Source organism: Deltaproteobacteria bacterium, assembly GCA_016178705.1.
Lineage (GTDB): Bacteria > Desulfobacterota > Binatia > HRBIN30 > JACQVA1 > JACOST01.
This window is the reverse complement of record JACOST010000030.1, coordinates 403,909-426,285: the sequence shown is the minus strand read 5'-3', so window position 1 is coordinate 426,285 and position 22,377 is coordinate 403,909. Positions and strand designations below refer to the sequence as shown.

The following is a 22,377-nucleotide window of genomic DNA, read 5'->3' as shown; positions in this document are numbered from 1 at the left end:
TTTGCCGGCGCGCAACAGACTGCAAGCCTGTTCCACCAGAGATTCACGCGGAGGTTCACGCGACGATTCGCGGTGGTGGTGTGGCAGCGGTCCGAGTGAACACGTCGTCACGACTCACCAGCCCACGCGGCGAAATCCAAATGTGCCGCTCGGGATCAGCGACGGCGTAGCCGATGGGCGCGGCGTGCTTGCCTTCGTGCTGCGCGCTCTCGACCACGCGAGGCGCATCCTTCGGATCGACGACGACGCAGAAGCCGACGCCCATGTTGTAGACCCGGAACATCTCCGCATCGTCGAGCCCGCCATGGCTCTGGATGACTGGAAAGATCGGCGGCACATCAAGCAGCGCATCAATCACGAACCCCACCGGGGCCGCGACTCGCGTGAGGTTGAGGAAGCCATCGCCGGTCACATGGATCATCGCTTTGATCGCCAGGTTGGCGTCGAGCATCTGCAGCACTTCGCGCACGTAGATGTGCGTGGGGATGAGCAACTCTTCGCCCACCGAGCGCGCCAGCCCGGTAACGTGATCGGTGGCGCGCAGTTTCGCCTGTTCGAACAGCACGCGACGCGCGAGCGTGAATCCGTTGCTGTGAATACCGCTACTCGCGATGCCGACCACCACATCGCCACGGCGCACGTCCTGCCCGATCAAAACGCGCGCCGGATGCACCGTGCCGATGCAGGTGCCGACGAGGTCGAACGCGTAGCCGCTGCGCGCACCGTGGAGCATCTCGCGCACCTGCGCGACTTCGCCGCCGGGGATGTTGATGCACGCTCGACACGCGCCTTCGTAGAAACCCTTGGCGATCTCGCCCAAGAAGTTTGGGTTCGCCTGCTGCACAGCGATGTAGTCGACCAGCGAAATCGGGCGCGCGCCGACGCAGAGGATGTCGTTGGCATTCATCGCCACGCAGTCGATGCCGACGGTGTCGTAGCGCTCCAGCTCTTGCGCCACCAGCAACTTAGTGCCGACGCCATCGGTGGAGATCGCGAGACCGATCTCGGGCGTCAGGGGCAGCACGTTGGCAAAGTAGCCGAGCGGCAACTGCGGCCGGACGGCGTTGAACTCGAAGGTCTTGCCAATCCAATCGGCGAGTTCGCGCAGGCCGCCGTGGACCTGCAGCGTTTCGACGCCGGCTTCGTCGTAGCTGAAGGACTGTTTCGCCATCGGCGATCTTCTATCCTCTCCGCCCCGGCGAGAACAACCCCGCTGGTTAGAGCGATGCGGTTGACCGACGGGGTGGCGGTGATAAACCTAGCCATCATCACAGCCCAAGCCCGGCGGAGGATCAGCCATGGTCGTGCAAAACTGGATCGAAGTGATTCAGACCGCGAACCTCTCCAAAGACAAGGAGATGGATCCGGTCTCCAAGTGGCTCATCATCGTGCGCGCCGCAGTGTTTTCGATGACGCTGACGTCGGCGCTCATCGGCGGGCTGCTCGCGGCCGCAGCCGGGTCGTTCAGTTGGACGCCGTTTCTGTTAGCGACCACCGGGCTGTTGCTGGCGCACGCCGCCAACAACATGATCAACGACTACTACGACCTCTCCGGCGGCGTCGACACGGCCGACTATCCGCGCGCGCTCTATGCGCCGCATCCGATTCTCTCGGGCCTAGTCACCAAGGCGACCCTGCGCAACGCGATCCTGTTGGTGAACTTCATCGACGTGGTGATCGCCGCGTATCTCGTCTCATTGCGCGGCTGGCCGGTGGTGGTGTTTGCGGGTCTCGGCTTCTTCATCAGTTTTTTCTACGTCGCGCCGCCGATCCGGTTGAAGCACATCGGACTCGGCGAGATCGGCGTCTTCCTAGTATGGGGCCCGCTGATGACTGGCGGCACCTACTATGTCACCGCCGGCAACATTCCCGCGTGGGTGTTTGTCGCGTCGATCCCATACGCCATCGTGGTCATGACCGTGCTGATGGGCAAACATCTCGACAAGTTCGAGTTGGACAAGGTCAAGGGCATCCACACGTTGCCTGTGATTCTCGGCTACGACACCGCTCGTTACGCGACGATGGCGCTGATGATCGCGTTCTACTTCGTCGTGCTCGGCATGGTCGCTGCGGGCACGCTCGGCGTGTGGACCTTGTTAGTAGTGTTCTCGCTGCCGCGGCTGTTCCGCGTATTGAAAATCTACTCGCAGCCGAAGCCGGACGCGCCGCCGAAGAATTTTCCGGTGTGGCCACTGTGGTACGTGGCGGCGGCGTTCTACCTCACCAAGCTCGCCGGCGGGTTGTTCATCCTCGGCTTGGTGCTCAATCTGATCCTTCCAGGCCGCCTCTTTTGAGCCGTGGCCCGCAAGCTGTCGTTCTGAGCCGAAGGCGAAGAATCTCTCCCTCACTCCGCCTGTTTCACTCCGCTCTGTTGATGGTGGCACAGGCATCTTGCCTGTGTCCCACTGATGCATGACTGTCGCCCTGATCATCTTCGCCGCTACGTACCTCGTCCTCGTCATCGGCGAGTTGCCGGGCTTTCGCGTCTATCGCACCAGCGCGGCGTTCATCGGCGCGGTCTGTATGGTGGGATCCGGCGCGCTGCCGGCCGATCGGTTGCTCACGGCCATCGACTTCCCCACCTTGGTACTGTTGTTCTCGATGATGATCGTGGCGGCGTGCCTTCGATTGTCGGGAGCGTTTCGCCTCGTCGCCGACCTGGTGCTGCGCCGCGCGGCCGGACCGTACCAGCTATTGGCCGTCGTGGTGCTGCTGGCGGGCGTGCTGTCGGCCTGCTTCGTCAACGACGTGGTGTGCATCGTACTCGCGCCACTGCTGCTCGACGTACTGCGCGCACTCGAGCGCAAGCCGGTCCCGTATCTGATCGCACTCGCCACAGCGGCTAACATCGGCAGTGTCGCGACAATCACCGGCAATCCGCAGAATATGATCATCGGGAGTCTGTCGGGAATTCCTTACCGTTCCTTCGCCGGAGCGTTGTGGCTGCCGGCGTTGGTTGGACTGGCCATCGCGTACGGATTGATCGCGCTGATGTTTCGGCGCGACTTGACCACCGGAGTGCCTGCATCGCCCCCGCGGCGTTCGATCGTGCGCGTGCACCGCTGGCTGGCGCTGAAAAACGGAGCGATCACGGTGTTGCTGCTTGGCACATTGATCGCCGGCGCGCCCATCGCCTTCAGCTCGGCGGCCGCCGCCGCGTGGATGCTGTTCACGCGGCGGGTCAAGCCGGCGAAAGTGTTCGCGCTGATCGATTGGGAGTTGCTGGTGCTGTTCGCGGGGTTGTTCGTCGTCGTCGGTGGCTTGGAACACGGCGGCCTCGACGCCTGGCTGCGCGTGCAGTTGCAGTCATCGCCGGCCCTGGTATCCGACGTCTGGTTTACGGCTGCGAGTGTCGCGCTCTCGAACGTGGTCAGCAACGTCCCCGCAGTGCTGCTGCTGAAGCGAGTCGTCCCGATGTTCCCCAACGCAACCCACGCGTGGTTGCTGCTGGCGCTGAGCAGTACGTTGGCGGGAAATCTGACGATCCCTGGTTCGGTCGCCAATCTGATCGTGATCGAAGCCGCGCGCCGGCGTGGCGTCGAGATCCGTCCGCTCACCTACATGCTGGTCGGCGTGCCGCTGACGGTGTTTACGTTGATGGTTGGAATGCTCTTGCTGGGTACGCCGTGAACGGAGAGCACCGACGCCTTCGTCACCGCGCGCCGGGCATCGCCAACTCAGCTAGCACGCGGTCGGGCGCAGTGCCGGTGCGTGCTGGCGTTGGCGTCGCCGGCACGTCGACGTAACGGATGACATCGGCCGCAAAGGTGACGCGATTGCCGGTGGTCTCAACCAGACGAAAGCCGATGGCGGCATCGCCGCCCTTGTCGCGCGCCCGGCGCTGCAACGCAGCCTTCGCGTCGGCGATCGTCATGTCGTCGTTCGCAATGATCTGGACGGTTCCGAGCGATTCGCTCCGGCGTTCGGTGCTGGGCTCGGCAGTGAGCGGCGGTGCACTGTCGTCGCCGCTCGACTCGGTGGCCGGGAAAACCATATCGACCCAGTCGCTGGCAGTGTCGTTGACATCGACCACGCGCACCTTCACACGCAAGCGCCGATCGTAATCGGGCCGCGTGGCGCACGTGACCGGGACGCGCCCGGTAAAACCGTTGCGGTCCTCGCCATCTACGTCCCAGTGACCAGCGAGAGTGCGCGGATCGTGATCGTCAGCAAATCGTGCGTGGTACTCGATCCGAGCGAGCGGTACCCCGGCGGGTGTGGCGCGCAGCGTGATCCACCACGCCGTGTCCCACAATTTTATCCAGCCGCTATCGGCCGCCAGCGTACGCCGCTGGTGGGGAGTGGCCGCGAGCGACGGTGCGGCACCGGCGTGCGCAAACGAGGTCAAGAAAAGCAGGATGACGATAGCCGCCCCCATCGCTTGGCGCGGCGGATCGAAGGTGTAGGCGGGCCGAACGGACGTTTCACTCGTTCGCAATATCGATCTGGCGTGTCGAGCGATGATTCGCATGCGGGCATGTCTTAGTCCCGACAGGAGAGGAAGCCAACACCGGATAGCTTGTAGCGCCAATCGGCGCTACAACGTCGCTTGAATGGCTCGGCGGGTCATCCTCTTCAAGCCGCAGGCGCTTGATCACCTCGGACGGCTGCCGGTTCGCGAGCAAAGAATGGTCACCGACGGAATCCGCCGACATCTGGTCGACAACGACCCCTTGATCGAGACCCGCAACAAGTTTCGCCTGCGTCGGACCAGCGCTCTGGCCGACTACGAGCTGCGGCTTGAGGATCTACGGGTGTTCTACCGGGTGGTGGAAATGGAAGTGTGGATCACCGTGGTTGGTCGCAAACGCGGCAACGCTCTCATCGTGGCAGGCAAGGAGTACACCTTATGAAAATTGAATCGGTCCGGGTAGTGAGGGAGCGGTTGAGCGAGATGATCAAGACGCTACCGCAGGGGCCTGTCATCATCACAAAGAACGGGCGGCCGTGTGCAGCGCTCGTTGCGCTGGGAGAGAACGATGATCTGGAGGCCTTCCTGATAGCGCATCACCCGCGCCTCGGCGCGCTCATCGATCGCGGCGCGGCACAGGGTGGCGGTCAGTCGCTCGACGCCGTCGAGCGAGCGGTGTCACGGCGCGAGCGCAAACCGAAACGACGAGCGGCGTAGGTCTCACGATGCCGGTTCAACCGGCGGGGTCTGAGCGATGTCGTCTTCTTCTTTTTCGGCGAGACGGGCGACGCCGACGACCTTCTCGCCTTCGGTGAGGTCGATCAGACGCACCCCTTGCGTGTTGCGGCCGATGACCGAGATGCCGCGCACCGGCGTGCGAATGAGCTTGCCGCCGTCGGTGATCAGCATAATGTCATCGTCGTTGGTGACCATGCGGACGCCGATCACGGGACCGGTCTTGTCGGTGGTCTTCATCGTGATGATGCCTTTGCCGCCGCGTCGCGTCAGCCGATACTCGTCCATCTCGGTGCGTTTGCCGTAGCCGTGTTCCGCCACGGCGAGGAGCGTGGCGCCGAGTTGCACCACGTCCATCGCGACCACTTCGTCGTTATCATCGAGCGTGATGCCGCGCACGCCGTGGGTGCCGCGGCCCATCGGGCGGACATCGCTCTCTTTGAAGCGGATGGCTTGGCCCTCGCGTGTCGACAGGATGATCTCTTGGTCGCCTTCCGAGAGACGCACACGAATCAGCTCGTCGTCGTCGTCGAGCGCGATGGCGATGATGCCGGCGCGGCGCGGGTTGGCGTATTCCATCAGCGCGGTCTTCTTCACCGTGCCGCGTTTGGTGGCGAACATGACGTAGCGATTTTCTTGGAACTCGCGGACCGAGAGGAAGGCGGAGATTTTTTCGTTGGGGGCCAGGTTCAACAGGTTGACGATCGCCTTGCCCCGAGTGGTGCGCCCACCCTGCGGGATCTCATGCACCTTGGTCCAGTACACCTTGCCCTTGTTGGTGAAGAACAAGATGTACGAATGGGTCGAGGCGACAAAGAGGTGTTCGACGAAATCCTGATCCTTCGTGGTCGCGCCGATCTTCCCGCGGCCGCCACGGCGCTGGGCGCGGTACTCGGTGACGGCGTTGCGCTTGATGTAGCCATCGTGGGAAATGGTGACCACCATGTCCTCTTCGACGATCATGTCCTCGATGGAGATATCGGTGGCCTCGTCGACGATCTCGGTGCGCCGCGCATCGCCGTAGCGCTCCTTCACCTCGCGCGACTCGGCGACGATGATCTTGTAGACCTCGCGTTCGTCGCCGAGGATTTCCTTATAGCGGGCGATCTCGGTGATCACCTCGGCACGCTCTTCGAGGATCTTGTCGCGCTCGAGCCCGGTGAGGCGCTGCAGGCGCATGTCGAGGATGGCCTGGGCTTGCAGCTCGGAGAGACCGAACTGCTGCATCAGGCCGCTCTTGGCGATGGCCGGGTCCTTGGCGGCGCGGATGAGCCGGATCACCGCATCGAGGTTGTCGAGCGCGATCTTGAGGCCGTCGAGGATGTGCAGCCGAGCCTCGGCCTTGCGCAGCTCGAACGCGGTGCGGCGGGTTACGACCTCCTTGCGATGGCCGATAAAGACCTGCAACGCGTCCTTGAGGTTCAGCAGTTTGGGCCGGTTGTCGACGATGGCGAGCATGATGACGCCGAATGATTCCTGCATGGGCGTCAGTTTGTAGAGCTGGTTGAGGACGATCTCGGGGACCGCGTCGCGCCGCAGCTCGATGACAATGCGCATGCCGTCGCGGTCGGACTCGTCGCGCAGATCCGAGATCCCCTCGATCTTCTTGTCGTTCACCAACTCGGCCATGCGCTCGATCAAGCGAGCCTTGTTGATCTGGTAGGGGATCTCGGTGACGATGATTGAGATCTTGCCGGTCTTCTTGTTGGTCTCCGTCGTCGCGCGGGCGCGCATCTGCAGGATGCCTTTGCCCGTGTGGTAGGCTTCATGAATCGCCGCTCGTCCGTGGATAAACCCGGCAGTCGGGAAGTCGGGACCGGGAACATACTGCATCAAGTCGGCGACGGTCAGTGCTGGGTTCTCGATCAAGGCGATCAACGCATCGACGATCTCGCCCAGGTTGTGCGGTGGGATGTTGGTCGCCATGCCGACGGCGATACCGGAGGAGCCATTGATGAGCAGGTTGGGGATGCGGGCGGGCATCACCACCGGCTCGCGCAATGTCTCGTCGTAGTTGGGAACGAAGTCGACCGTGTCCTTATCGAGATCGGCGAGCAACTCGCTGGCGATGCGAGCCATGCGGACTTCGGTGTAACGCATAGCCGCAGGGGCATCGCCATCGACCGAGCCGAAGTTGCCTTGGCCGTCGACCAGGGGGTAGCGCAGCGAGAAGTCCTGCGCCATGCGCACCAGCGTGTCGTAGACCGCGGTGTCGCCGTGCGGGTGATATTTGCCGATGACGTCACCGACGACACGCGCCGATTTCTTGTACGCCCGATTGTAGTCGTTGCCGAGATCGTACATCGCGTAGAGCACGCGGTGATGCACCGGCTTGAGTCCGTCGCGCGCATCGGGCAACGCCCGGCCGATGATGACGGACATCGCGTAGTCCATGTAGGACTGCCGCATCTCGTCTTCGATGTTGACCGGAATCCGGTTGCCCTTGGCGATGGGGTCCATGGCTTAGCTCAAAGTGGAAGGTGGAAAGTGGAAAGCCGGCTCATCGCGCTTTGCGCTTTCACCTTTTGGCTTTCCACTGGCGTCAGATGTCGAGATTCTTCACGTTGAGGGCGTTGTCCTCGATGAACTTGCGGCGCGGTTCGACTTCGTCGCCCATCAGGGTCGAGAAGATCACATCGGCCTCGGGTAGATCGTCGATGCGGACTTGGAGCATGGTGCGGGTCTCGGGATTCATCGTAGTCTGCCACAACTGTTCGGGGTTCATTTCGCCGAGGCCCTTGTAGCGCTGGATGTCGAGGCCCTTGCGCGCCTCGGCCAGCAGATGCACGACGGCGGCGCGCAGCGACGAGACCTGCATGCTCTTCTCGCCCTCGGTTACCGTGAACGGTGGCTCGCCCGCGGGGCGTAGCTCTTGGAGCAGCTTGCGGACTTCTTCGAATTCTGGCGACAGCACGAAGTCGAGATCGACGACGGTCTTGGTCGAGCCGCCGTTGAGTCGCACCTGTGCCACGAGGCAGAGCAGGTCGCTGTTGGGCTGCTGCTCGACGCGGATGCGGACGGGATCCAGTTGGGGCGCGATTGCGGTGAGGTAAGCTTCGGCGTCACGCGCAATGGCGCCGAGGAGTTCCGCGTCTTTGAACGCTTCGGCTTCCAGGCTGGCGTCGCGCGCGAGGGCGACGACGACGGTGCGGTCACGGTGGTGGCGTTCGACGACATCGAGGATGCGCTCGAGGCGCGTCACCTTGCGCACCACGGTTTTCAACGGCACGCCGGTGAGCACCTGTCCATCACCGGTAGGATGCACGGAGGTGTGCTCAGTGCCGAGGTCGACGAGGTAGTCATCGAGCGCCGCGTCGTCCTTCAGGTAACGTTCGGTCTTGCCCTTCTTCACCTTGTAGAGCGGGGGCTGGGCGATGAAGATGTGGCCGTTGGCGATCATCTCTTGGTACTGGCGATAGAAGAACGTCAGCAGCAAGGTACGGATGTGCGAGCCGTCGACATCGGCATCGGTCATGATGACGATGGTGTGATAGCGCAGCTTCGCCAAGTCCTTGTCCTCGCGCCCGATGCCAGCACCGAGGGCGGTGATGAGCAGGCGGATCTCCTGCGACGAGATCATCTTGTCGAAGCGAGCCTTCTCGACGTTGAGGATTTTCCCGCGCAAAGGGAGGATCGCTTGATTTCGACGGTCGCGGCCTTGTTTGGCGGAGCCGCCGGCGGAATCGCCCTCGACGATGAACAGTTCGGATAGCGCCGGATCACGTTCCTGACAATCGGCGAGTTTGCCCGGCAGCGAGCCGGAATCGAGCGCATTCTTGCGGCGCGCGAGTTCCTTGGCTTTGCGCGTGGCTTCACGAACGCGGGCAGCGTCGAGCCCCTTGAGTGCGATCTTCTTGGCGTCGGCGGGTTGCTCTTCGAGAAACTCGCCGAGCTTTTCGTTAAGAAGCGCTTCGACAATGCCTTTCACTTCGCTATTGCCGAGCTTGGTTTTCGTTTGGCCTTCGAACTGCGGCTCGGGCACCTTCACGCTGATGACCGCGGTGAGGCCTTCGCGCACGTCGTCGCCCTGAAGCGCCTCTTCTTCCTTCTTGAGTAGGCCATTGGCGGACGCGTAGTGGTTGATTGTGCGGGTCAGTGCCGACTTGAAGCCGATCACATGGGTGCCACCTTCGATCGTGTTGATGTTGTTGGCGAAGGAGTACGTGCTCTCGGTGTAGCCATCGGTCCACTGGAGCGCGACCTCGATCTCCGTACCGTCCTTTTGACCAAAGAGGCAGATGACCTTGGGATGGATGGGGGTGCGCGCGCGGTTGAGGTAGCGGACAAACTCCTCGATGCCGCCCTCGTAGTGAAACTCGTGTTCCTTCAGCGGTGTGGCGCGTTCATCAAGGATCTTGATGCGCAGGCCGCGGTTGAGAAACGCGAGTTCGCGCAGCCGCTGCGAGAGAATATCAAAGCTGAACGTAGTGGTCTCGAAGATGAGGGTGTCAGGCTTGAAAGTGACTTTGGTTCCGCGTTGCGGCGTGGTGCCGATCTCGCGCAGCGGCGCGTCGGGCGCGCCACGTTGAAAACGCTGAACGTAGACTTTCCGGTCGCGCTTGATCTCGACCTCGAGCGATTCCGAAAGAGCATTGACGACCGAGACGCCGACACCGTGGAGACCTCCCGACACTTTGTACGCGCCATGATCGAACTTGCCGCCCGCATGCAGTTTGGTCAGCACGACTTCGGCGGCAGAGATCCCCTCCGTCGGGTGGATCTCTACCGGGATGCCGCGCCCATTGTCCTCGATCGTCGCGCTGCCGTCGAGGTGCAGGACCACGGAGATGTGGTCGCAATGACCAGCAAGCGATTCATCGATGGAGTTGTCAACGACTTCGAAGACGAGGTGGTGAAGGCCGCGCTCGGCGGTGTCACCGATGTACATTCCCGGGCGCTTGCGGACCGCTTCAAGACCTTCCAATACCTTGATCTTGTCCGCCCCGTAGTCGCTCGAATCCGGCGCGCCCACCAACCCCATTGGTACTCCCTCGATCACTGAAAATCGTACGTTGACTTAGCCGCGTGAACGTACCAGAAAGCGGCTGAGCAGTAAAGCTATTATGGAAGTAATTTGTGCTTGAAAAACAGCGAGATAGAGAACTGTTTAGGTCGGAAAATTGGTGACTGCGGGGTGTTGAAATCGCGGGTGATTCGGACTCTTTCGGGGGAGCGCGATCAGAGCCGCATGGGCATCACGACGCAGCTATAGTCGGCTTCGGATTCCGAGCGCAAAACCGCCGGGCTGACCTCGTCGTTGAACGCCATCTCGACACGGCTGTCGGACGCGAGCACCTGTAGAACATCGATGATGTATCGCGCATTGAATCCAACAGTAATCGGCGCCGCTTCGTACTCCACTTCGATTTCCTCGCTAGCCTCACCAATATCGGGATTGATGGACGAGACGTTCATGCGCGAGCCATCGACATCGAGACGAACACCACAAGTGCGCTCACTCGATACCAGGGACACGCGCCGCAGCGCTGCAAGAAATGCCGCCGTGCTGATCACGACTCGGCGCTCAGACTCGGCAGGAACTACTTGCTTGTAGTCCGGGAAATCTCCTTCGAGGAGCCGCATTGACAACTCCGCAGAGCCACGACTGACGTGAACGATCCCGGCATGCACGGCCATCGCCAGGGGCCCATCTCCGGTCTCCAACATCTTGGTGATTTCCTGAATGCCTTTGCGTGGAAGCAGCACACCAGCAGCCGGTACCAGCCCTTCCACCGGCCGCGTGATCATCGCCAGACGGTGCCCATCGGTAGCCACGAGTCGCAATTGGTCCTTTTGTGCACGCTCGACATATACGCCACTGAGGTTCACTCGGGTTTCGTCCGTCGACACCGCAAACAGCGTCCGCTCGACCATTTCCATCAACGTCGCGGCCGGAATCACCGCTGCGTGCTTGTCCTCATCTTTCGACGCGGCCGGCATCGCCGGAAACTCCTTGGGATCGAGCCCCACCATCTTGAAGCGTGAGCGCCCGGCTGACACCTCGATCCAGTTGTTCTCGAGTGCGCGCAGCACGATGTCACCCTCTGGTAGCTCGCGCGCAATTTCATACAGCTTCCGCGCACCGGTGGTGAGTGCTCCCTTTTTCTTCACCTTCGCCGCGCAGTGACGGCGAACGCCAATCTCTTGGTCGGTTGCGGCAACGATGACGCCATCGGCGGTCGATTCGATCAAGACGTTGGCCAAGATAGGGATTGTCGTTCGCCGTTCAACGATTCCCTGCGTGAGATAGAGTCCGCGAAGTAGTTCTTCCCGTGCGATGCTGAATTCCATACCGCCGTTCCCTCCACACTCCTTCTTATCTGATCTTTAGATATCTTCTAGTCGTAGTAGAAGCTGTGGATTGTGGGGATAGCGCGCCAGCACTCGCTGGGCGCGTAACGATGGGATGGAGCACTCGGCACCGAAACTGACCAGACACCTCGAGTGTCCATAGCACTTGGTCATCTGTCCCCACGTCATCCGCATCTTATTCACACCCACGGTCACGCTACATTTTCGATCAGTCGCTCGATCCGCTCCACTGTGGCACGGAAGGATGCATCTTCGCGCATGCGCCGGTCAACGGTGTTGGTGGCATGAATGACCGTCGAATGGTCACGACCGCCGAAACGGTCGCCGATGACGGGAAACGACGCGGAGGTATGGCGCCGACAAAGGTACATCGCAACTTGCCGTGGCAGAGCGACGTTCTTGGTGCGCTTCTTCGACCGCAGCTCACTCGGGCGCAGATTGTAAAACTCGCAAATGGCCTTTTGGATCGACTCGATCGTGATAACCCGGTCATGCTCGCGCAGGATGGTGTGCAACACCTCGCGCGCGAAGTCCACGGTAATGGCGCACTTGTTGAGCGACGCAAAAGCCCCCAAACGCGTGAGAGAACCCTCCAGTTCGCGCACGTTTGAGCTGATGTTGGAGGCCAGGAACATGGCGACATCCGACGGCAGTTCAATGTGCTCGACCTCAGCTTTTTTCTCGAGAATCGCCACACGAGTCTCCACATCGGGTGGTTGAATATCCGCGATCAGACCCCACTCGAAACGGTTGCGCAATCGTTCCTCGAGATCGGGGATCTCCTTAGGAAATTTGTCGGAGGTGAGCACGATTTGCCGGTGGCCCTCGTAGAGCGAGTTAAAGGTGTGAAAAAACTCTTCCTGCGTACGCTCGCGGCCAGCGAGGAACTGCACGTCATCGAGGATCAGGACATCGACACGCCGGAACCGCCCTTTGAATTCATCCATGCGGTCGCGCCGCAACGCGCCGATCAGCTCGTTCATGAACGACTCCGAGGACAAGTAGACCACTCGCGCGTTCTGGCTACGCTCAAAGATTTCGAAGCCGATCGCGTTGACCAAATGAGTTTTTCCGAGACCCACTCCGCCGTAGATAAAAAGCGGGTTGTAATGTACGCCGGGCTGACCGGCTACGGCTTTTGACGCAGCGTGGGCAAACTGATTGCTTGCCCCAACAACGAAATTCGCAAACGTATACTTCGGAATCAGCGATGCCGGGCGCTTTGGCACCACAACCGCCTCGGGTTCCGGCGGCAGGTCGACAAGTGGAAACAGCTCCTGTTGCATCGCATTCGGTGGCTGCAGGATCACCCGTACCGGGCGGCCCACCTCCGCACTCAAGACTTCTTCGATAACTCCGACGTATCGTTGCGTGATGACTGCGATGGCCAGTCGATTGGGCGCCTCGAAGAGGAAGTTTCGATCTTGTTGAGCAAGGGGGTGGAGGCGAGCAATTAGGCCGTCATAGTCCGCCGAATCAACTCGCCGCCGGAGCGTCGCAAGGACGTGTTTCCAAGCTTGTTCCATGCCCACCATCAACAGGATTATCAACAGCTGTGAGTATCGCCAAAACCATCGTTAAACCAGCCTCTTGCAGAATTCTCTCCCGGCCTGTTCACATTCGCTTCATAGCCGTACACTTGAAAGCTGTCGCCGCTCTCTGAAACGATCTTCTGGCATGCGACGCAAGGAAGCGTTCCCTTCGGTCGAATGACCTCTGGTGATGAGGCATTTATCCCGTTTCATTTGGGGGCGCAAGGAAATTCTTGAGGTTGAATGAGGCGGGCAGCAGGGGGGGCGCTAGTGGCTACATCCGTTCGTGCCTGGTGACTCGTGCGAGAACAAATTTCCACCCGCAAACGGCCCGTGCTATCTTCAGCGATCGCGGGGTGCCCCGCGTTCTGAGGAATGCACGGGAAGGAGTTTCGCCATGGCCGAGGAACGCACTGCCACCGAGCGGATTGTCGCGGTGCTACGGCCGTTCGCGTCCAACTGGAGCGGTACGCTCGGCCGTGGTGACCTGGTTATCCCCCAACGAGAGATCCCACGACTCATTCACGACATTCTCAGTGCCGTGCAGGACAGTGAGGCGTCGCGCGGTGAAGCGGGGGACGCCGAGGTGTTCCACATTGTCAGCGAGGGCCAACGTCTTCCATCGATGCAGGATCTCGTAGGGCGGCTGCGCGAAGCGTTTTTGATTCTGAGGCGCTAACCGATGTCGAACCGCTCGCCCGGCGAGCTGCTGTGGCAACTCGCTCGGTCGTATGTTCTACCGGCCGCGCCTGTGCGTCGGCACGGCCGAGTGCCAACGCCGCGTGCCAGGGAGATTGCGGTCACGTATGTGGGGCACGCGACCACGCTGATCCAGCTCGGGGGCGTGAATCTGCTCACCGATCCGGTTTACTCGTCGCGGCTGATTCTCCCGAAGCGGCTCGTCGAGCCTGGCATCGCGATGGCCGACCTGCCACCGTTGGACGTGGTGCTGGTGTCGCACGGCCACATGGATCACTTGGACGTGCCAACGCACCAGCAGCTGCCCAAAGGGGCGCTGGTGGTCTGCGCGAAGAACCTGGCCGACCTCCTCAAGCCATGCGGGCATCGCGACATCGTCGAGTTGCAATGGGGCGAGCACGTTGTACATCACGGCGTCACCATTACTGCCCTCCCCGTGCGGCATTGGGGAACCCGTGCGCTGGTGCCGGACAACCGCGGCTACACAGGATTTCTGATTGAGAGCGCTGACGGCACCGTTTTTTTCCCCGGCGATACAGCCTACTTCCCCGGATTCGCCGACTACGGCCAGCACTACGCGATCGACGTGGCGCTACTCCCCATCGGCGCATACAGTCCAGCGGCGTTCCGCCGCGTTCACATGAATCCGGAAGATGCCCTGCAAGCGTTCGTCGATCTGCGCGCTCGCCATCTTGTCCCGATTCATTGGGGCACGTTCGCAGTCTCGTATGAGCCGATCGAGGAACCGCCGCGCTGGCTGTGCACACTTGCAGAGACCAGCGGCCTGACGGATCGCGTCGCGATTTTGGAACACGGCGAGAGCCGTGTCTTTGCTTGCCCGGAGTGACCGCGCGAGATTACTGGCGCGGCATCCCGAGCCCACGTTCGCTGATGATGTTCTTTTGAATCTGCGACGTGCCGCCGCCGATGATCATGCCGAGAGTGAACATAAACTCCCATGGCCAGATGCCACGATCGACCACGCGCGCAGCCGCGCGGGCCAACGGGCCGTACGAGCCTAGGAGATCCAACGCCAGCGACGCCATGTCGTGGTTCAACTCGGTGCTCACCAGCTTGTTCACCGACGCCGCGATTCCTGGAGCGCGTCCCTTCATCGCATCCGTGAGTTGGCGGTGCGAATGCAGCTTCATCGACTCGACCCGAATTGCTAAGTCGGCCAAACGTTGTCGGATGACCGGGTCGTCCACCGCGCGCCGCCCGGAGCGCCGGCGCGATTGCGCCAGGCGCAGCACACCGTTGAACATCTGCTGCGAGCGCGTGGTCGAGCCCAGCATGTTGCGTTCGTGCGCCAGCGTTGAGTTCGCCACCTGCCAGCCCTGATTGAGTTCGCCGACGAGATTCTTGCGCGGGACGCGCACCTCTTCGAAGAAGACCTCGTTGAAGCCGGCATCGCCCGTCATCTGGATCAACGGCCGCACCGTGATGCCCGGCGTCTTCATGTCGATGAGCACGTACGAAATGCCACGATGCTTGGGTGCCGTGGAATCGGTGCGTACCAGGCAGAACATCCAGTTGGCGATCTGCGCGGACGAAGTCCACACCTTCTGGCCGTTGATGATGAACTCATCACCAACCAGCTCGGCGCGGGTCTTCAGCGACGCGAGGTCTGAACCCGAGCCGGGTTCGGAGTAGCCCTGGCACCAGATTTCGTCGGCCGTGAGGATCTTCGGAAGATAGCGCCGCTGCTGTTCTTCCGTCCCCCATTTCATCAACGTCGGGCCGACCATCTGCACGCCCATCATGCCGATGAGACCAGGTGCCCGGGCCATTACCAGCTCTTCGTTGATGATGGTCTGGGTCATGACGTCGGCGCCCTGACCGCCGGACTCCTTCGGCCAGCCCATGGCGACATAGCCGGCGGCGTAGAGCTTGCGCTGCCACGCCTTGGCATTGATGGTGCGGGCCAGGTCGCCGTATTCGAGTGACTCCTCCGTCCGCTCGCGCGGTGGAAGATTCGCCTTCAACCACCGGCGCACGGTGTGGCGCGTGGCTTCCTGCTCGGGTGTGTACGAAAGGTCCATCTAAACGGTCCTCTCTAGTTTCCAAACTCGCTCTTCACAATTTTGAAGACTTCGTCGGTTGCCGCGAGTGTCCGGCGAATATCGGCCTCGCTGTGCGCCGTGGAGAGAAACCAGTTGTGCACCGGATGGAAATACACGCCGCGCTGGATGCACTCGGTACAGAAGCGGCGGTTGCGCTCGAACCCACCTTCGTCGGCGACGAAACTCATGAACGGAATTGCCGCCGGCCCCGAATAGGTGATGCCGGTGCCGTGTGAACGCGATTGTTCTTCGAGGCCACGGCGCAACAATGAACCCGTCCGCTGCATCTGCTCGATGCCGCCACTGGCCTTCAGCTCCTTGAGACACGCGAGCGCCGCGGCCATTGGGACGGCGGACGTGAAATAGGAACCGGTGAAGAACACCGATTCAGCCGCCGGTCGAAGCGCGTTCCGCCCCACACACGCCGACAGCGCATAACCGTTGGCGATCGCCTTGCAGTAACACGCGAGGTCCGGCTGCACGCCGAACACCTCGCCCGAGCCGCCAAGGTGAAGGCGGAAGCCGGCACGCACATCGTCGAGGATGAACACGATCTTCTTCTCGTTGCACAGCGTGCGGATGCCCTGGAGGAAGCCCTCCACCGGGAGTTCCTGATCGTGGAACGCCTCATGGCGGAACGGCGAGACGATGATGCCCGCAACTTGTCCGGCGTGCTCGTCAACGGCGCGGCGTAGATCGGCGAGGTCGTTGTACCTGAACGTGACGACGTTTTCGGTGTCGGCCGGCGTGGTGCCGCCGGGCAATGGCGTGCACCACGCGTGCGTGCCGTGGTAGGCGCCGTCGGCCTTGACGATTTTCGGTCGCTGCGTGTACTCACGCGCCAGCTCGATCGCCCACGTGCACACGTCGGAGCCATTTTTTCCAAACGCTGCCCAATCGGCGAACGGCGTCAGGCCCACGAGGTACTCCGCCAGCTCGACCCACAGCTCCGTCGGTCCGTTGAAGCAATTGCCCTTGCGGCGCTGTGCCGCCGCCGCCTCTTCAACCTTCGGGTGATTGTGTCCGAGCACGATCGGGCCGTACGAGCACATGTAGTCGATGTACTCGTTGCCATCGACGTCCCACACGTGCGAACCGTCGCCCCGCTCGAAGAAATACGGATACGCCCCGGGCACTAACATCACCGGGCTCTGGTGTCCATAAATTCCGCCCGGGACCACTCGGGCGGCGCGTTCAAACAGTTCCTGTGTGCGAGCGAAACTGCGATGACTCATGGCAATCCTCCTCGGTGGGCGAATGGTATTCACGCCGGGGCGCTGGCGTCAAGGTCGCGAGTGTAGATCGGTGCAGCAAGTCGACGCACAACTCGTCGATGGCGCGACTCATGGCGACGATCTATAGGGACAACCCGATGAGACGCGAGCGGAAAACCCCGGTGGTGACGGTGGCGTCGCTGCTGCTTTGGAGTGTGCTGGGAGCCGCTGCGGCCCCTGCTGCCAAGCAGCCGATCCAGTCAGCCCGGCGCGCCGTCGACGACGCGACCGTGGCGATCTTCGCGTTCCGCGACCAGCGCGGGCGGCCGATGGCGTGGCCGGTGACGCCGTATCGCGACGGCGACACGATCGCGATCACGTCAACGCTGGCGTACATTCAGAAGGCCGTGCACGTTCGCCGAGATGGCCGTGTCGCGCTGTTGGCCAGTGGGGTGCTGATCACGGGCGATGCGACGGTGCACGCGGACATCTCCGGCGATGAGTTTGTCACGCGCTTTCTCGACCAAGAGCTGCGCAAGTATCCACCAGCCCGCGATCTCGTTCGCATCCCGCTGCACCGGTGGCTGTTTTCGTGGTACTTCGGGCGTGTGTTCATGGAGTTCACGCCGCGCAATTGGCACGACGTGCCAGGCAACAACCACGCTACACTGATCACGCTCGACGCCGATGGCTTTCCGAGCATCACACCGATCGCCGCACCCGATCCGCAACCGGAAGTGATCGAGGTTCACGCGCTGGCGACTGCGGCGTTGGTAGGGGCAGCGGACGGACCGAGCACCGTGCTCTTGCACGACGAGCCGACACCGACCGACCTGCGCCAACTCATCCTTCGCGGTGATTTGCACCATGGTGTCTTCACCGTCCGTTCTCGGGAGGGTTCGCTGATGGCGCCGCCGGAGATCGGCTGGCTTGGCGCGCTCGAGCAACAGATCGACTATCACCAGCGCGCTCGGCGGACCCGCGCCCTCATACGTGGCTGGGAGACGAAGAACCGTGGGGTGGCGACCTCGGAGGGACAACCACATCGGTGACTGGTTCGCGAGCCGATCCCCTTCGCTATACTGGCCCGTGGTTGCGGGAGGCATCAATGGCCGTCAAAGAATCGAAGCCCGGTTCCCAACTTGCGCCGGTGCTCTGGCAGTTCCGTTACTCTCACTTCAACGAGAAGGTACGCTGGGCGCTCGACTTCAAGCGCATTCGGCATACGCGTCGCTCAGTGCTACCGGGGCCGCACGCGCCGCGCATGCTGTGGCTGACTGGGCAGAAGGCGGTGCCGGTGCTAGTGCTCGACGGGAAGCCAATAGTCGACTCGACCCGCATCATCGAAACGGTTGAGGAGCGCTGGCCCGATCCACCGTTGTATCCGCGTGAAGAATCGGCGCGCCGCCGCGCGGTCGAGATCGAAGCCTTCTTTGATGAAGAGTTGGGGCCGCACTTGCGGCGGGCCTGGTTCTTCGAGTTGCTGCACGATCCTGCCTATTGCTTGGCGCAGCTGAGCGCGGGTGCCGCGCCGATCGCACGACGCATGTTCCGCCTCGCTTTTCCGATGATCAGCGCGGTCATGAAGATGGACATGAAGATCGACGCCGCCGGCGCGGAGATCGGCCGCACCAAGATCCTCGCCGCGCTCGACCGTGTTGAAGCGGAGTTGCAACCCTCGGGTTATCTCGTGGGCGACCATTTCTCCGTCGCCGATCTCACCGCCGCAGCCTTGTTTTCACCGGTGGTTATGCCGCCGGAGTTTCCTTATCCGCTGCTAACACCGTTGCCCGCGCCTGCCGCGCGATTGCGCGACTCGCTCGCGCAGCGTCGCGGCTTCCTCTGGGCTGCGGACATCTATCGCCGACATCGTGGTCCGACGATGGAACTCCCCGAGGCACAGTAGCCTGGCGCATGCTATGCGCGATGCGTCGCTGAGTCACGTAGACTCTTGATTACAACGACGGCTCAGCAGTTGGTTTAGACCGGGTTGATTTCAGCCAACTAGGCTGGCTTCGGCCAAGGTAATCGACTGGGAAACGGCGCACATCACATGAGGCGTCGGGTGCCACTGGCTGGCACGTGAGCGGCTCATTGTCGTCGCGCCCAAGAGCCGCCGACGACTGGAGTGAGAGTGATGCTCGCTACACAAACGATGCCGCGCCCGCAATGGACTGATCCGGCGACGGAGTCCGCTGGCCCCTTGTGCACCGCACCCGACACGCGTCGGAGCGAACGCGAGCCGGCGCTAGCGAGCCAACCGCGCAAGCCCGCGTTGCGGGTGACCCTCGAAGGCGAGGCGCCGCACGCGGTCGTCACCCCTGCCGATCCTCGCGAACGGCTACGCCAACTAGAGGCGGCACTGCTGCAAACCTACCGAGAACTCGAAGCCCAGCGTATCACGTGTGTGGAACTCACCACTCTCCTGCACGCAACCGAAGAGCGGCTCGCCGCGCTTGACCCGTCGCACCAGCCGTCAGGGATAGCCCGTGACGGTGCAGAACCAGCGGGGGCCGCCCGGCTGAAGAGCTACTTGGTCGAACTCAATCGTCGGATGGAACTCCTGCGTGCACGCGATGCGGAAGTGAAAGTCCTGCGCGCGGAGCTGGCGGCGTCACAGCGGGCGTGCAGTACGATTAGTCTCCATTGGTCGGACGAACGGCGCGAGCGCGCACTACTCGAAACGCGAGTGCACCAGCTCGAAACGGCACTCGCAGCCCACCCGCACAAGGCCGCCGTTCTCGCAACCGCCAGCGCGCCGCGTGGTGCAACCGCGCACACGCCAGCGGTGCGACCGCAGGCCGAGCGTCGCCCGGAAGTGCTCTCCTTGCTGCATCTTGACGGGCACCCCGCGTTTCGCATCGCCGCGCAAGAAGCCGCCGAAAAATATGGCCAGGCGCGCTACAGCACGAGCAATCGCGATGACGTAGCGGGCAACGGATTCGTCGTCGTCAACCTACTCGACCCCGATCCGCTCACAGCCATCATCCGCGCCGCCGCGCGCTGCGGCGAGGATCCGCGGGCCTTCGCCTACTGCGCCGACGGCACTGCGGGCTTTGCGCTCGGCATGGTGGACTTCTTCCCGCACCCATTCGAACCGCACACCTGCGCGACGCGATTGCTCGCGCGCACCGACGGCATCGAACGGATGCTTGCGGTGAGTGAAGACATCGGAACCATGGGCGTTGTGCGCGAAGCCCTCGGGCGCGTACAGTGCTCGACCTCTGTGGTGTTCGACAGCCGTCAGGCACTCGAGCTGTTGCCGATGGTGAAGCCGGACCTGGTGCTGATCGACCTCGCCTTGCCGCGCGGCGAAGGGTTGCGGTTGGTCAACCGGCTGAAGTCCGACCCGAAGACCGCCGCGATTGCTCTGGGATTGTTCTGCAGCAAGCCGGTCGACCCGGCCGACTTCCAGCAACAGGCGCAGCGGGCAATCCGTGGGCTGGCGTTTTCGCCGGCCGATCTCACCCGCGCGCTCGCAAACGTACTGGCCGATTCAACTTCGGCCCGGACATCCCAGCGTAGCGCGCGCTCGAATCGCACCGTGCGCGATCACCAGGCGCTCTACGTCCGCTAGTCACCGATCGACCGGGAACTGCGCGTCGGTCCAGTCGAGCATGCCACCCTTGAGGTTGGCGACATGTTCGAACCCGAGACCGGTCAGCAGCGCCGCTGCCGTGGCGCTGCGCACACCGGCGCGACAGATTACGATGATGTCGCGCTCCTTGAATGCATTGAGCTCCGCCGCGCGTGACGAGAGTTCCTTCAGCGGCACAAGCATGCTGCCCGCAATGTGACCGAGTTCACCGCTGAACTCGTCGGGTTCGCGCACGTCGAGCAGCAACGGTGGCGCGGCGCTCGCGAGCCGCCGCTGGACCTCCTGGGCCGTCGCCTGTCGGACCTGGGCGAGCTGCGCCAGGCCGGGAAACTGAATCGATTCATCCTCAATGGCCGACTGATTGGCCTGCAGCGCCTCCTGGATTTTGTCTGGCAGCGGCAACCCAAGATTGTTCATCAATTCCACGTACGCCGCGCGCGTGCGCCCCGCGACGCGTGGATTGGCGCGCTTCTCTTCGCCGACGGTCGACTGTGTATGACCGCGGTAGTCGTGCGCGGGAAAGACCAGGGTCGCATCCGGCAACGTGAAGAGTTTTTGCGTGATCGCATCGTACTGGGCGCCAGGATCGCCGCCAGCAAAATCGGCGCGACCCGTGCCGTGAATCAGCAGCGTGTCGCCGGTGAACACGCGGTCGGTGGCGTAGAGACTGATCCCGTCCGGCGTATGCCCGGGCGTATAGAGCACGCGCACGTCGAGCTTGCCCACGCGGAGGTGTTGCTCGTCATCGATGTGCACGTCGATATGCGGGGCCGGTGCGCGCCGGTGCATGACGACCTGCGCGCCGGTCAGATCGCGGAGATCCCACACCCCGGAGCGATGATCCGCGTGCGTGTGAGTGTCGATCACTAGTTCGAGTCGGCAACCATAGTACGCCAGCAACGCGAGATAGCGGTCGACCTTCTCCTTGAGCGGATCGATCAATGCGCCGATGCGAGTCTCCTCGCAGGCGATGAGGTACGTCTTGCACTTGCCGCGATTGAGTTCGTGAAACAGCATAGAAGCCCTTCCAGGTGTCGCCAGTGATCTATCGTTGGACACGGGCAATATGCCATATATGCTCCCGGATGCGGAAGCTCACACTATTCGCGCTGGCAGCAACGTTGCTGAGTTGCGCCGGCGCGAAACACGGACATCAAGACGCGACGGCGCACCATTCCTTCGCCGACGTGGCGCACTGGTCTGCCGTGTTCGACGATCCATCGCGCGATGCATGGCAGCAGCCGGCCGCCATCGTGCAGGCGCTACAACTCCAGCCCGGGATGTGCGTCGCCGATCTCGGCGCCGGTACGGGCTATTTCAGTCGCTATCTCTCCGCGGCCGTCGGCGAGAGTGGGACCGTGCTTGCGGTCGACAGCGAGCCGAATCTAGTGGTGCATTTGCGTCAGCGCGCGGAGCTGGAGCAGACGGCCAACGTCGTGACAATCTTAGCGTCGGCCGACAACCCCCGCATGCCGAGCGGCGGCGTCGATGTTGTGCTGATCGTCGACACGTTCCACCACATCGACGATCGCTTAGGATACTTCCGTCGACTGAAACGTTTTCTGAAACCCGCCGGGCGCGTCGCCATCGTCGACTTCAAAAAAGAGCCGCTCCCCATCGGGCCACCACCGGAACACAAGCTGGCGCGTGAGCAGGTGATCGAAGAGATGCACACAGCGGGCTACGAACTCATTGCCGAACCCGATGTGGTACGGTACCAATACGTTCTGATCTTCCGCGCCGACTAGTCTTTAGTTTCTGGTCTCCGACCACCTGTTCCGAAGCGCCTCACTACGCGCTCTAACGACGAGGA

The 22,377-nt window shown here is 62.3% G+C and carries 19 protein-coding genes; 10 read left to right on the top strand and 9 right to left on the bottom strand.

Annotation, left to right across the window (positions count from 1 at the left end):
• Window positions 1-55: 55 nt before the first annotated feature.
• The gene (gene purM, locus HYR72_22945) at window positions 56-1,171 is read right to left on the bottom strand and encodes a phosphoribosylformylglycinamidine cyclo-ligase (protein ID MBI1817844.1); all 1,116 of its coding nucleotides are present in this window, start codon (window positions 1,169-1,171) and stop codon (window positions 56-58) included.
• A gap of 127 nt (window positions 1,172-1,298) precedes the next feature.
• On the opposite strand from purM, the gene HYR72_22940 reads away from it, so the two are divergent.
• Window positions 1,299-2,294: a prenyltransferase gene (locus tag HYR72_22940; GenBank protein ID MBI1817843.1), complete on the top strand. Its 996-nt coding sequence runs from the start codon at window positions 1,299-1,301 to the stop codon at window positions 2,292-2,294.
• 118 nt (window positions 2,295-2,412) lie between these two features.
• Window positions 2,413-3,630: an anion transporter gene (locus HYR72_22935; GenBank protein ID MBI1817842.1), complete on the top strand. Its 1,218-nt coding sequence runs from the start codon at window positions 2,413-2,415 to the stop codon at window positions 3,628-3,630.
• Window positions 3,631-3,652: 22 nt separating this feature from the next.
• Here the strand turns inward: HYR72_22935 and HYR72_22930 are convergent, their stop codons facing one another.
• On the bottom strand, window positions 3,653-4,378 hold the full coding sequence (locus tag HYR72_22930; protein MBI1817841.1) for a hypothetical protein: 726 nt from the start codon (window positions 4,376-4,378) through the stop codon (window positions 3,653-3,655).
• 175 nt (window positions 4,379-4,553) lie between these two features.
• Here HYR72_22930 and HYR72_22925 point away from each other — a divergent pair, with 175 nt between their 5' ends.
• Complete coding sequence (locus tag HYR72_22925; GenBank protein MBI1817840.1) at window positions 4,554-4,853, top strand: hypothetical protein; 300 nt, start codon at window positions 4,554-4,556, stop codon at window positions 4,851-4,853.
• Window positions 4,850-5,128 (top strand): type II toxin-antitoxin system Phd/YefM family antitoxin, encoded by a 279-nt coding sequence (locus HYR72_22920; protein ID MBI1817839.1) that lies wholly within the window; start codon window positions 4,850-4,852, stop codon window positions 5,126-5,128. The genes HYR72_22925 and HYR72_22920 overlap by 4 nt, the downstream gene beginning before the upstream one ends.
• 3 nt (window positions 5,129-5,131) lie before the next feature.
• On the opposite strand, the gene gyrA is transcribed toward HYR72_22920, so the two are convergent.
• The 4 genes from gyrA to dnaA form a co-directional block, all read right to left on the bottom strand.
• Window positions 5,132-7,606: a DNA gyrase subunit A gene (gene gyrA / locus HYR72_22915; GenBank protein MBI1817838.1), complete on the bottom strand. Its 2,475-nt coding sequence runs from the start codon at window positions 7,604-7,606 to the stop codon at window positions 5,132-5,134.
• Window positions 7,607-7,688: 82 nt separating this feature from the next.
• The gene (gene gyrB / locus HYR72_22910; GenBank protein MBI1817837.1) at window positions 7,689-10,127 is read right to left on the bottom strand and encodes a DNA topoisomerase (ATP-hydrolyzing) subunit B; all 2,439 of its coding nucleotides are present in this window, start codon (window positions 10,125-10,127) and stop codon (window positions 7,689-7,691) included.
• Window positions 10,128-10,324: 197 nt separating this feature from the next.
• Entirely contained in the window at window positions 10,325-11,437 is a 1,113-nt protein-coding gene (dnaN, locus tag HYR72_22905) for a DNA polymerase III subunit beta (GenBank protein MBI1817836.1), read from the bottom strand.
• Between the two features lie 212 nt (window positions 11,438-11,649).
• Complete coding sequence (gene dnaA, locus HYR72_22900) at window positions 11,650-12,984, bottom strand: chromosomal replication initiator protein DnaA (GenBank protein MBI1817835.1); 1,335 nt, start codon at window positions 12,982-12,984, stop codon at window positions 11,650-11,652.
• 403 nt (window positions 12,985-13,387) lie between these two features.
• Here dnaA and HYR72_22895 point away from each other — a divergent pair, with 403 nt between their 5' ends.
• The gene (locus tag HYR72_22895) at window positions 13,388-13,669 is read left to right on the top strand and encodes a hypothetical protein (protein ID MBI1817834.1); all 282 of its coding nucleotides are present in this window, start codon (window positions 13,388-13,390) and stop codon (window positions 13,667-13,669) included.
• 3 nt (window positions 13,670-13,672) lie between these two features.
• A complete protein-coding gene (locus HYR72_22890; GenBank protein MBI1817833.1) occupies window positions 13,673-14,536 on the top strand; it encodes an MBL fold metallo-hydrolase in 864 nt (287 codons plus the stop codon).
• A 10-nt stretch (window positions 14,537-14,546) separates the two neighbouring features.
• Here HYR72_22890 and HYR72_22885 read toward each other — a convergent pair whose 3' ends face one another.
• Together HYR72_22885 and HYR72_22880 are read right to left on the bottom strand one after the other, a co-directional pair.
• Complete coding sequence (locus HYR72_22885) at window positions 14,547-15,731, bottom strand: acyl-CoA dehydrogenase family protein (GenBank protein ID MBI1817832.1); 1,185 nt, start codon at window positions 15,729-15,731, stop codon at window positions 14,547-14,549.
• Window positions 15,732-15,745: 14 nt separating this feature from the next.
• Window positions 15,746-16,987 (bottom strand): aminotransferase class III-fold pyridoxal phosphate-dependent enzyme, encoded by a 1,242-nt coding sequence (locus HYR72_22880; protein MBI1817831.1) that lies wholly within the window; start codon window positions 16,985-16,987, stop codon window positions 15,746-15,748.
• A gap of 137 nt (window positions 16,988-17,124) precedes the next feature.
• Here HYR72_22880 and HYR72_22875 point away from each other — a divergent pair, with 137 nt between their 5' ends.
• From HYR72_22875 to HYR72_22865, 3 genes are all read left to right on the top strand, one after another.
• On the top strand, window positions 17,125-18,018 hold the full coding sequence (locus HYR72_22875) for a hypothetical protein (protein MBI1817830.1): 894 nt from the start codon (window positions 17,125-17,127) through the stop codon (window positions 18,016-18,018).
• Window positions 18,019-18,074: 56 nt separating this feature from the next.
• Window positions 18,075-18,872 (top strand): glutathione S-transferase, encoded by a 798-nt coding sequence (locus tag HYR72_22870; GenBank protein ID MBI1817829.1) that lies wholly within the window; start codon window positions 18,075-18,077, stop codon window positions 18,870-18,872.
• A gap of 231 nt (window positions 18,873-19,103) precedes the next feature.
• Entirely contained in the window at window positions 19,104-20,543 is a 1,440-nt protein-coding gene (locus HYR72_22865) for a hypothetical protein (GenBank protein ID MBI1817828.1), read from the top strand.
• On the opposite strand, the gene HYR72_22860 is transcribed toward HYR72_22865, so the two are convergent.
• Window positions 20,544-21,581 (bottom strand): MBL fold metallo-hydrolase, encoded by a 1,038-nt coding sequence (locus HYR72_22860; GenBank protein ID MBI1817827.1) that lies wholly within the window; start codon window positions 21,579-21,581, stop codon window positions 20,544-20,546.
• Window positions 21,582-21,649: 68 nt separating this feature from the next.
• On the opposite strand from HYR72_22860, the gene HYR72_22855 reads away from it, so the two are divergent.
• The gene (locus tag HYR72_22855) at window positions 21,650-22,312 is read left to right on the top strand and encodes a methyltransferase domain-containing protein (GenBank protein ID MBI1817826.1); all 663 of its coding nucleotides are present in this window, start codon (window positions 21,650-21,652) and stop codon (window positions 22,310-22,312) included.
• Window positions 22,313-22,377: the final 65 nt, after the last annotated feature.